General features: G+C 68.4%; 10 protein-coding genes. 8 read left to right on the top strand and 2 right to left on the bottom strand.

The window, feature by feature from the left end; translation table 11 throughout:
* From WH85_RS52620 to WH85_RS45220, 5 genes are all read left to right on the top strand, one after another.
* On the top strand, positions 1-224 hold a 224-nt coding region (locus WH85_RS52620), incomplete at its 5' end, for a hypothetical protein (RefSeq protein ID WP_211275651.1).
* A gap of 109 nt (positions 225-333) precedes the next feature.
* Positions 334-1,077 (top strand): phosphotransferase, encoded by a 744-nt coding sequence (locus WH85_RS45235; protein WP_211275650.1) that lies wholly within the window; start codon positions 334-336, stop codon positions 1,075-1,077.
* A 28-nt stretch (positions 1,078-1,105) separates the two neighbouring features.
* Complete coding sequence (locus WH85_RS45230; protein WP_045748401.1) at positions 1,106-1,330, top strand: hypothetical protein; 225 nt, start codon at positions 1,106-1,108, stop codon at positions 1,328-1,330.
* Between the two features lie 134 nt (positions 1,331-1,464).
* Positions 1,465-2,334 carry a PAC2 family protein gene (locus WH85_RS45225; protein ID WP_045748400.1) on the top strand — a complete coding sequence of 290 codons (870 nt, stop codon included), beginning with the start codon at positions 1,465-1,467 and terminating at the stop codon, positions 2,332-2,334.
* A gap of 434 nt (positions 2,335-2,768) precedes the next feature.
* Positions 2,769-3,560 (top strand): GntR family transcriptional regulator, encoded by a 792-nt coding sequence (locus WH85_RS45220; RefSeq protein WP_045748399.1) that lies wholly within the window; start codon positions 2,769-2,771, stop codon positions 3,558-3,560.
* A gap of 14 nt (positions 3,561-3,574) precedes the next feature.
* Here WH85_RS45220 and WH85_RS45215 read toward each other — a convergent pair whose 3' ends face one another.
* Positions 3,575-4,924 (bottom strand): alpha/beta fold hydrolase, encoded by a 1,350-nt coding sequence (locus WH85_RS45215; RefSeq protein WP_045748403.1) that lies wholly within the window; start codon positions 4,922-4,924, stop codon positions 3,575-3,577.
* Positions 4,925-5,033: 109 nt separating this feature from the next.
* Between WH85_RS45215 and WH85_RS45210 the strand changes: the two genes are divergently transcribed.
* Positions 5,034-6,185 (top strand): sensor histidine kinase, encoded by a 1,152-nt coding sequence (locus WH85_RS45210; protein WP_045748398.1) that lies wholly within the window; start codon positions 5,034-5,036, stop codon positions 6,183-6,185.
* Complete coding sequence (locus WH85_RS45205) at positions 6,182-6,967, top strand: response regulator transcription factor (protein ID WP_425394700.1); 786 nt, start codon at positions 6,182-6,184, stop codon at positions 6,965-6,967. The genes WH85_RS45210 and WH85_RS45205 overlap by 4 nt, the downstream gene beginning before the upstream one ends.
* On the opposite strand, the gene WH85_RS45200 is transcribed toward WH85_RS45205, so the two are convergent.
* On the bottom strand, positions 6,942-7,583 hold the full coding sequence (locus tag WH85_RS45200) for a TetR family transcriptional regulator (RefSeq protein ID WP_045748397.1): 642 nt from the start codon (positions 7,581-7,583) through the stop codon (positions 6,942-6,944). The genes WH85_RS45205 and WH85_RS45200 overlap by 26 nt on opposite strands.
* 52 nt (positions 7,584-7,635) lie before the next feature.
* On the opposite strand from WH85_RS45200, the gene WH85_RS45195 reads away from it, so the two are divergent.
* Positions 7,636-8,178, top strand: coding sequence for a GNAT family N-acetyltransferase (locus WH85_RS45195; protein ID WP_045748396.1), 543 nt, complete (start codon positions 7,636-7,638; stop codon positions 8,176-8,178).
* The last annotated feature ends 507 nt before the right edge of the window (positions 8,179-8,685 follow it).

The raw sequence follows: 8,685 nt of genomic DNA, 5'->3' as shown, positions 1-8,685 counted from the left end.
GTGCGAAGCCCGTCCGCGTGGTGATTTCGGGCGCGCTGGACGCCCGAAGTCACCACACCCGTGGCGGTGTGGTGAATACGGGCGCGCTGGACGCCCCAAGTCACCACGCTGTTGTGAGTGTGGTGAATACGGGCGCGCTGGACGCCCGAAATCACCACGCTGTTGTGAGTGTGGTGAATTCGGGCGTGCTGAGCGCCCGAAATCACCACAGAGACAGACCCTGACTGCGATTAGGTGTCTAGCCCGGTCAGCTCACGTCTTCAGGATCTGTCCGCGCCACGGGTCGACCATGGAGGTCGCCTCGGCAGCGGCCAGTGCGCATAGGCTGAGCGAGTGGTCGCCGGTGAGGAAGCGGACCCGTCCGAAATGATTCTGGGTGGCGGCCGGTTGACCCCCGGCATCGTCAAGATCGGTCAGACGGTGCGACGACCGAAGTCGGCTTTCACACGGACGCTGTTGCTGCACTTTGCTCAGGCCGGCTTCGACGGCGTCCCGCAGCATCTCGGCCGCGACGAACTCGACCGGGACATCCTGGAGTTCCTGCCGGGTGATGTCCCTGCGAAGTGGCGCGCACTGACCGACGACCAGGTCGCGGCTGCCGGCTCGCTGCTGCGCCGCTTCCATGAGGCGAGCCAGGCTCTCGCCGAACGCCTCGGCGGCGGACCGGTGATCTGCCACAACGACGCAGGGCCGAACAACACCGTCTTCCGTCACGGCCGACCGGTCGCTTTCATCGACTTCGACTTCGCCTCCGCCGGTGACCCCCTCGACGACGTCGCCTACATGGCCTGGTCCTGGTGCATCTCGTCAAAGCCGACACGAGGATACGTGGCGAGCCAAGCGCATCAGGTCCGCGTCTTGGCCGACGCCTACCGACTTTCCGCAGCTCAACGCGCTCGACTCATGGACGCCGTCCACGAACGCCTGGTACGCAACGAGTACTTCTGGACCGCACGCGCCTCCAACGGGCCACCCGTGATCTCCGGACCCCCGCCCACCGAGGTGTTGGCGTGGACCTCGGCGGAGAAGGCTTTCGTGGCCCGCTTCCAAACCGTATTCGCAGCCGCTCTGGCGTAGGAACCAGCCCGAGCGCCACAGTCCCGCGGTGGTGCCGAAACCCGCGAACACGAGAACCCTCGACGACGAGTGGATCATGCGGAAACGCGGCATCGCCGGGATCACCCGCCAGCACCGCCGGTTACTGACTCCACCCCGACGCCACCGGGCGGACCAGGCGGACCAGGCGGACGGTTTCGGCGGCGGGGGCATGGGCCGGCTGGGGCAGACGGTTTCGGGGTCGGTGGGCGTACCGTCGACGAAGAACGAGTAAGGCGCTCAGAGCACGCAAAGGCGGGTTTCCCCGGGCGGACGAGGCTGTGATCGCGGTCTCCGTCCGGCCTGTGGGACGGCACGCCGAGCGCGGCCGCCGGGTGCGTGTCGGACCCCGCACGTAGGCTGTCTCCCATGACTGAGTTCGACGGCCTCCCGCTGCTCCGCTCTCCCGTGGCCATCGCCGCCTTCGAGGGGTGGAACGATGCTGCGGATGCTTCGACCGCGGCCGTGGAACACCTCGAGCAGGTCTGGCAGGCCCGTGAGGTCACCAGCATCGATCCCGAGGACTTCTACGACTTCCAGGTCAGCCGGCCCACCATCACCATGGCCGAGGGCGAGACCCGCAAGATCGAGTGGCCGACCACCCGGTTCACGGTGGCCAGTCCGCCCGGCGCCGACCGTGACGTGGTCCTGATCCGCGGCATCGAGCCGAGCATGCGCTGGCGCACCTTCTGCGAGTCGGTCCTGGAGATCTGCCACAGTCTCGAGGTCAACCGCATCGTCCTGCTCGGCGCCCTGCTGGCCGACGTGCCCTACACCCGCCCGCTTCCGATCAGTGGCAGCGCGTCCGACCCCGAGATGGCCGAGAAGTACAAGGTCGTCCCCACCCGCTACGACGGCCCCACCGGCATAGTCGGTGTCCTGCAGGAGGCGGGCAGTCGCGCCGAGCTCGACGCGCTGTCGTTCTGGGTGCACGTCCCGCACTACGCGAACAACCCGCCCTGCCCGAAAGCGACGCTCGCCCTGCTCAGCCGCATCGAGGACGTTCTCGACCTGCCGGTGCCGATGGCCGATCTCGCCGAGCAGGCCGACGAGTGGGAGAAGCGCGTCCGCGCCGCCGCCGAGCAGGACGCCGAACTCGGCGAATATGTGCGCGAGCTCGAGGAGCGCGTCGGTGACGCGGGCATCCAGCCCCTCACGGGCGACGAGATCGCCAGCGAGTTCGAGAAATACCTGCGCCGTCGCGGCGGCTCGGCCGGCCCGACTGCCGGCTCCTGGTGAACGGGGTCGCGGTCCCGGCCTGATCCGGGACCGCACCACCACACACCAGCGCCCGAACCCCGAGGACCGCGAAGCCGACGCACTGGTCAACGTCGAAAGCGCCTCACCACTGGGGACGAACCCCTCGCGAAGCACGACCCTCGCGAAGCACCACCCTCGACGCCTCCAGAGGTAGAGACATCCTGACGTTCCCGTCGCGACTCCCCGTCCTGCGGAAAACCTCGTCGTTATGCCTCACCTCCTCCACCAACAGACCTCTGGCACACGGACGGCGCTCGGGCTTGGAGGTGGCTTAGATGTCGTCAGTCAGGCCGTCAGCACTCGGCTTCGACGCTTTCGAGCATGGGGAACCGTCGACTTCTCGGTGTGTCGCCGACATGGAGCACTGCATCTGCCGCATCCTAGGAACCTAGCTAGAGGGTTCGGAGGTCAGCATGGCAATCAACCCGGGCGCTGCCGAGTTTCCGCATCGGCAGATCGCGGCTCAGCTACGTGAACGTATCCGGCGCGGAGACTGGCAACCCGGTGAGCGGCTGCCGTCCATCCCGGCCATGGCGGAAATGTTCGGAGTGGCGAAGCAGACCGTGCAACGCACCGTCGACCAGCTGCGGGTCGAGGGCATCCTGATCACCAAGCCGGGTTCCGGCACCTACGTCCGTGGCACTCGGCGGCGGCTCAACCGCCTGTCCCGTGGCCGGTATGGCAGCCACCGCGGGTATCACGCCGATCTGGCGGCCCGCTATCGCCAGCAGCTCACCGCAGTCGGCCGGGAGCCGGCCCCGCCGGAGGTCGCGGACGCGTTCGGTGTGCGGGACGGCACGGAGTTGCTGGTGCGGCGGCATCTGGTGCGCGCCGACGACGCAACCGTGGAGGTCGGTGCCTCCTGGTTCCGGGTGCACGACGTGAGTGGCACCTCGCTGGAACGGATGGAGGCATTCGGGCGTCCGCTCTATCAGGAGGCGGAGGACGTGCTGAACCGCCGGTACGACTCGGCGACCGACACCATCAGCGCCCGGCAGCCGAGTCGCGAGGAGGCGGAGATCCTGCAGATCCGGCCGGACACCCCGGTACTGCATCTGCTGCATGTTGCCTTCGACGAGACGCGGAAACCGATCGAGGTGGCGCAGGCGACCTGGCCGGGGCCGATGACGACGCTGACCGAGGAATATCGGATCCCGGCCCCGGCCGCGGATCCCGACCCGGATCCGGGGCTGGCGCTGGCCTGACCGGTCGACGGGGGTCATCGGCGGGGGAAGAGTTCGGCCAGGGTGGCGACGAGGACGTCGGGACGCTCGAACATCGCCCGATGTCCCGCGCCCGGGATGGTGATCAGGCGTTTGTCGGGGGCCACCAGCGCCGGATACCACTCGGCGAACACCTCGCTGAGACCGCGCATCTCGTTGCCTCCCTGGATGAAGTAGGCCGGTACTTCCAGACTTGTCACGTCACGGCGCAGGTCGGTGTCCTGCATGCGGGGGTACAGCGCCGACCAGGTGTCCATGATCGCGACCATGGTGTGGGCCTTCTCCAGCAGCGTGAGCTCGTCCGCCGAGATCTCGAGGACCGGGTCGCCCTGGTCGTACACCTGGTTCTCGTAGAGCATGAACGGCTCGTAGGACCAGAAGTCCGCATAGGGTGGTCGCCCCTGCGCGGCGAGCTGGTCGGCAACCTCGGCACGGCCACCGGCACGTGCCCAGGCCAGGATGTCGTCGTAGAAGATCTGGTCGCTGGCTTCCAGGTCGACAGCCTGTCCGGTACCGACGTAGGCGCGATACTTCTCCGGATGCTGCTTGACCGCGAGCGCTCCGAGGATCGAACCTCCGGAGAAGGCCAGCATGACGATCCGTTCCTGCCGGAATCGCCCGCGCAGATGATCGGTCACCGCCGTCACGTCGGCGACCGCATCATCGAGAGTCACGGTGACCGTCGGGTCCAGTGCCTGGTAGGACGCTCCCCCACCACGCCGGTCCAGCGTGGCGACCACGAAGTGTTTCTCGAGCCCAGCCAGGTGACGGCGCATCGCCGCCTTCTCCGAGCCACCGGGGGTGCCCGGGACGAACAGCAGGACGGGTGCGCTCTCGTCCCGCCCGCGGATCATCACGCCCAGCTCGTGATCACCGGCCGAGACCATGGCCAGTTCGGCGACTCCACCGGGAATCGGGGCTGTGCGTGCCGGAATCGCGACGACCACGGCGACGGCCAGGAGAGGAACGACCACGGCCACCTGCTTCCACCGGCGCCGCAGGCCGTTGCCGAGCATCACGCCGAGAACCAGTGGAAGCAAGGTGAGCAGACCGTGAACGCCACGGCCGGTGACCAGGGCGAGAAAGCCGAACGAAGTGGGTTGCGGCATGTCCACGGAGGGACCGGACACCCGCAGCCTGGCCAGTTCGAGCGTCAACGCGTACAGCAGAGGGGTTGAGAGGATCACCCAGCGAGATCGGACCGCCCGGCCGGCCAGGACGCCGACCCCGGCGCTGATCGCAATCGACCAGAGAGCCTCGGCGTTGGTAAGCGGGCCGCGCGGCGTCCACCAGGCGGACAGCACGGCCCAGACGATCGGGAGGATAACGGCGGGGAGGAATCGCATGCCGCGACGATCCACCACGGCGGTGCCGGCCCACACCCTTCTCAAGAAGGGTCAGTGACCCTACTTTGGTAGGTCCCACCGGGCGAGTCCGCCCTCCTACTCTTGCCGCATGCAACTCCCCTCGCTGGTGCCCGACAACCGTGGCACCGCCACGCGCAATCGGCTGATCGGCGGCATCGCGATCGTGCTGGCCTTCGGCTACGGGTCGATGATGGTCAAGGTCGGTGACGCTCAGGCGCCCGGCGCGTTCCTCCCATGGCAGGTCGACCTGCTCATCGGGTTGTTGGGCGCGCTGGCTCTGGTGGTTCGCCGGCGTCACCCCTTCGTCCTGGCTACGGCCCTGGTGCCGTTCGGGGGGATCTCGGTAGCCGTGGGCGGGGCGATCGCGGTGGCCCTGTTCACCGCGGCGGTGCGTTGCAGGCCACGATCGGTGCTCATCCTCGGCGTCGTCAACGTCGTCACCGGCCTTCTCTACTACTTCCTGCAAGGCGACCCGCCCTATGACGCCTGGATCGATGCCCTGGTCCGCATCTTCGTCACCGGGTCCGCGCTCGGGTGGGGTTTCTTCATCCAGTCCTACCGCGAGCTCACGACGTCACTGCGGGAGCGTGCGGCCAGGCTCGAGGCCGAGCAGGAACTCCGCGAGGACCGAGCACGCCTGACCGAACGCGCCCGGATCTCCCGCGAGATGCACGACGTGATAGCTCACCGCATGTCGCTGATCAGCCTGCATGCCGGCGCTTTGGAGGTCCGCGGGCAGGTGACGCCGGAGGAGTTGTCGATCGCCTCGGCCGCGATCCGGACCAGTGCCCACGAGGCGCTGGAGGAGCTTCGCGCCGTGGTGGGGGCGCAGAGCGCACGGCCGGAGCCACCACAACCGGGCCTGGCCGACATGAACGATCTGGTGGAGAGCGCCCGGGAGGCGGGGATGACAGTCGACTACACCAACGGGGTGCCGGCCGACGGACCACCGGTGGTCCTGGGACGTGCGGCCTACCGGATCGTGCAGGAGGGACTCACCAACGCCCGCAAGCACGGATCGGGGCCTGCCGCGCGGGTGCGCGTTGCCGGCGAGGCCGGTCACGGTCTGCGGATCACCGTCATCAACCCCTTTTCCGGTACGCCCGAAGCACCGTCCACCGGCAACGGGCTGGGCCTGGTCGGCATCCGTGAACGGGTGGGGCTCGCCGGCGGCGATGTCCGGTACACCACGGACGACGGTGAGTTCCGGCTGGAGGCGGAGCTGCCGTGGCCGGCGTGAGTGACACGGTGGACGACGGTGCCGCGGGCGTGAACCGCAAGCCGACCGGCAAGGACCAGCCGATCACCGATGGGCGCGGTCAACAGGCCGCCCGTCATGGCGACCGTCGAGGTCAGGACGGCGCTGGACGGCCGATCCGCTTGGCGATCGTGGATGACGATGCCCTGGTCCGGGCAGGTCTCCGCATCCTGGTGGGCGGCTCGCCGGACATCGAGGTGGTCGGCGAGGCGGAGGACGGAGCAGAAGCGGTGAAGATCGTGGACGCGCACTGGCCGGACATCGTGCTGATGGACATCCGGATGCCCCGGGTGGACGGGCTGATCGCGACGAGGCGCATCCGCAGCCGAGCAGAGGCGCCACAGATCATCGTGCTGACCACGTTCGACGCGGACGAGTACGTGCTGGAGGCCCTCCGCGGCGGGGCAAGCGGGTTCCTGCTCAAGGACACGCCGCCCCTGGAGATCCTTTCCGCGGTGCGGACCGTCGCGGCCGGGGCAGCGATGCTCTCCCCCATGGTGATCCGGAGGCTGATCGACCATGTCGCCGACCCGGCTGCGGGCAACCGGCAGGCACTGGCCCGGAAGCGGCTGGCCGTGCTCACCGATCGAGAGGTCGAGGTGGCGGTGCTGATCGGCCGGGGTTGCTCCAATGCGGAGATCTCCGCCGAACTGCGGATGGGTGTTCCGACGGTGAAGGGACACGTGTCGCGGCTACTCATCAAGTTGACGGTGAACAACCGGGTGCAGATAGCTCTACTCACCCACGATGCCGGGCTGGTGTGACGGCATGGAGGCACTGGAGCACGGCGTCGGTGACACGAGTGTGGTCGCCGGTGGCCAACAGGTCGAGCATCGCGCCGCGGAGAACAGCGAGGACGGCGGTGCGACGAGCCAGGCCCTCCGGGGTGTGCCGCTCCGCATCGGGCTGGGAGTCGGCAAGCATGGTGAGCCAGTCGGTGACGGTCGAGGCGGCGAAGCCCGACCACGGACCGGCAGGGTCGGCCAGCGACTGTCCGTAGGCCTCGGTCCAAAGGACGAGTACGGATCGATGTGCCGGATCGCTGAGCCAGAGCCAGATCTGCTCGGCGGTGACCGCCAGAAGGTCGGGCTGCGGCAACCGCTCGCCGGGCAGCGGTTCCCCGCCGCCCGCATCGGACGAGGCGTGAGTGCCCAGCCTGCGCAGCATGGCCAGCTCGTCCGCGCGGGCGCGGGCCAGCAGCTCCCGGATCAGGCCCTCCTTACTCCCGAAAAGGAAGAGCAGGACTCGGGGGCTGGAGCCGATCTCGGCAGCCAGCGGGCGGAGCGACAGGGCTGCCAGGCCGTGGCGTCCTACGTAGTCGTAGGCGAGTTCCAGCAGTTCGGAGCGCCTCGGCGAGGGTGTTGTGGACGGTTCGACCATCGGGCTAGTATGCCAACTGAAACGACTGTTTCAGTAACGGGAGGTGATCGCCATGGACGTGACGATCCGGGCACTGGGCGAGCCGGGCGACCTCGGCTGGGTGGTGCAGGCGCACGGCGAGGTCTATGCGAACGAGTTCGGGTGGGGCACCGCCTTCGAGGCGCTGGTGGCGCGGATCGTGGCGGACTACGCGGGGAGTCACGACCCGCAGCGGGAGGCCGCATGGATCGCCGAGGCCGACGGACGGCGTGTCGGGTGCGTCTTCTGCGTCGATGGCGGCGCAGCTGAGGGCGGGACCGGCGGTGGGACCGGCGGCGGGACCGATGGCGGGACCGCGCAGCTGCGGATCCTGCTGGTGCATCCGGACGCGCGCGGGTCGGGGCTCGGTGGGCGTCTCGTGGACAGGTGTCTCGAGTTCGCAGAGCAGGCCGGATATTCCCGGATGCGCCTGTGGACCAACGACCCGCTGGTGGCGGCTCGGCACATCTACCTCAAGCGCGGATTTCAGCTGGTCGCCGAGGAGAAGCATCAGAGCTTCGGCGCAGAGCTGGTTGGCCAGACCTACGAGCGGGAGCTGACACCAATCAGGTCGTGAAGCCCTGCGGACCCGACCGACGAGCCAGCACTCACCTGATCGACCGGCACGAGCGGGAGCGGACACCGGCCGAGCTACAAAATCCGCGCCAAACCTGGCCGACGAAACCGGGCCGGCTCGGAGGAACCGACCCAAGCTCGAGCCAGCAGTGGCTGAGCGGCAAATTCGCCCGCGCTCAACGGACGAAAGCGACACCCACCTGCCTTGACCAACGCGGCCGGAACCCGACTCCGATCAAACCACGAACCGGCACAAGGCAGACCTGCGACGCCCAGCCAGGTTGTTCAACCGAGTGATGGGTGCCAGCTTGCCGACGCCGTGGGGGGCGAACCGACGCATGGGCGACCGGCGGACCAACCCACGGACAGACGCGAAATCGACGGACGGCCGACCGCGAGCCAGCAGGCAACGAGCTGACGAGCTGACGAGCTGACGAGCTGACGAGCTGACGAGCTGACGAGCTGACGAGCTGACGAGCTGACGAGCTGAGCAAACCAGAGAGGGCGG

It is taken from the genome of Actinoplanes rectilineatus, from assembly GCF_000962825.1.
Classification (GTDB): domain Bacteria; phylum Actinomycetota; class Actinomycetes; order Mycobacteriales; family Micromonosporaceae; genus Actinoplanes; species Actinoplanes rectilineatus.
This window is presented reverse-complemented; position numbering and strand designations above follow the sequence as displayed.